We start from the raw sequence: 1,746 nt of genomic DNA on the forward strand, positions 1-1,746 counted from the left end.
AGACATCCCACGTTGCTAAGAGTCAAGCGGCGGACGGGAGGAGTTCTGCCGAGGGTCGGTTAGGGAAGGCTGTCTCTTCGTCGTAGGGCACCCCGCGTTGGAGGCAGAAGAACAGCATTCCCAGGAATCGGTTGTAGAGGTGGCGTTGAGCAGCCGTGTGCCGGTCTCCAGCGGCTCTGCGGCGGTCGTAGTGGGACTTGGCGCCCGCCGACCACCTCAATGCCGAGAAGGCCCACACGTAACCGACAGCGGCAAGTCGCTGGTTCTTGACCTTGCGGCTCATCACGATGCAACTCTTGCCGCTCGCGCGCGTCACCGGAGCACTCCCGGCGTAGGCCTTCAGCGCTCCAGCGCTGGCGAAACGCCCTCGGTCGTCTCCGATCTCAGCCAAGACCCGAGCCCCGGTTAACGCTCCGAGGCCCGGAAAGCTGGTGATGACCGGTGCATCAGGATGCTGCTGGAAGGCCTCGGTCGTTGCGGCTTCGAGACGCTCCACGTTGACGCAGACGACATCCAGCTGCCTGAGGAGGGCCAGGGTCTGCTGGCCCAGGGCGACTTCGACCTGGGGTAGTTGGTGCAGGTACTCCCGCCGGAAGACTTCATGCAGGCGCTCGGCCTCGGCTTCGGCCCCGCGCTTCCTGCCGGCTCGCCTCAGCAGTGATTGGAGGCGACGAAGGGTGAGCTTGGCAGCCAGGGTAGGAGTCGGCGCGCTCGCCAGAATGGTCCGGGCCTCCGGCGAGCACAGGCCATCGCGTTTGTCGGCGAAGGCAGCCAAGATCGATGGGTAGAACTCACGCAGCTGGGAGCGGAGCTTGTTGTGGGCCTGGACCCGGTCCCAGACCGCGTCCTGCTGGGCCCGGGCCAGTACCGTGATGGCCTGGGCCAGTTCGGAGTCCGCGGGCAGGGGCCGGTGCGCAGACCTGTCGACCCGCAGGATGTTCGCCAGGGCGGCTGCGTCGATGGCATCAGACTTCTTCCGGGCGACCGAGTGCCGGTCGCGGTAGCGGGCCACAGCCAGAGGGTTGATCGCGTAAACCGGGCGGCCCGTCGCTCGTAGACAGGAGACCAGCAGCCCGCGGGAGGTCTCGATAGCGACCGGGATGGGCGCGTCTGCGCAGTCGCCGTACTCGATCAGCAACGCCGTGAGCTGGGCGAATCCGGCAGCATCATCGCTGATCCGCTGCTTGGCGACTTGCTTGCCGTCGCTGTCGACCAGAGCGACATCGTGGTGATCTTCGGCCCAGTCCACTCCGCAGAACGCCAGTAACGGCACCCCGGCAGTCTCCATCTCAAGCTCCCTCGACTAGGTTGTTTCTGCAGGCCAGAGCCTGTGCAGGGTGGCGCGTGCTCCCTAATGGAAGTGCTCGAGGCACGACATCCCACCAGCCGTTCGCAACCCCAGCGAGCCCGTGGTCCTCGGTCTTCTGTAGCGCTGTTCGCGCTTGCGGTGTGTGGAGAGGTGTCCCACGAGGCCGGCTCAGGCCACGTCTAGCGAAGCGAAGGAGGAGGGAGAGGCGGGTGCGTTGGCCAGAGACCATCCCGATTCCTCGAATTGAGAGCGGTCCTGTCCGCTCTCGTGCTCTGTGTTGAGCACAGGGTCGGGTCCGTCTCCAGCGAGAGATGCGATCTCGGCAGTAGTAAAGACCTCAACCCTGTGCTTCCAGGGCGGCACGACGCCCGCTCTACCGATCAGGGCTCAGGACCGCTGGTTCTGTGTAGGGCTTGATTCGTGCCGCCCCTTCACTG

The 1,746-nt window shown here is 65.5% G+C and carries 1 protein-coding gene; it reads right to left on the reverse strand.

Translation table 11 applies throughout. The features are described 5' to 3' along the window. Positions 1 to 22 precede the first annotated feature (22 nt). Positions 23 to 1,288, reverse strand: coding sequence for an IS110 family transposase (locus tag ACFWZ2_RS43585; RefSeq protein WP_384555353.1), 1,266 nt, complete (start codon positions 1,286 to 1,288; stop codon positions 23 to 25). Positions 1,289 to 1,746: the final 458 nt, after the last annotated feature.

Origin of the sequence: Streptomyces sp. NPDC059002 (genome assembly GCF_042740435.1) — a bacterium.
Classification (GTDB): domain Bacteria; phylum Actinomycetota; class Actinomycetes; order Streptomycetales; family Streptomycetaceae; genus Streptomyces.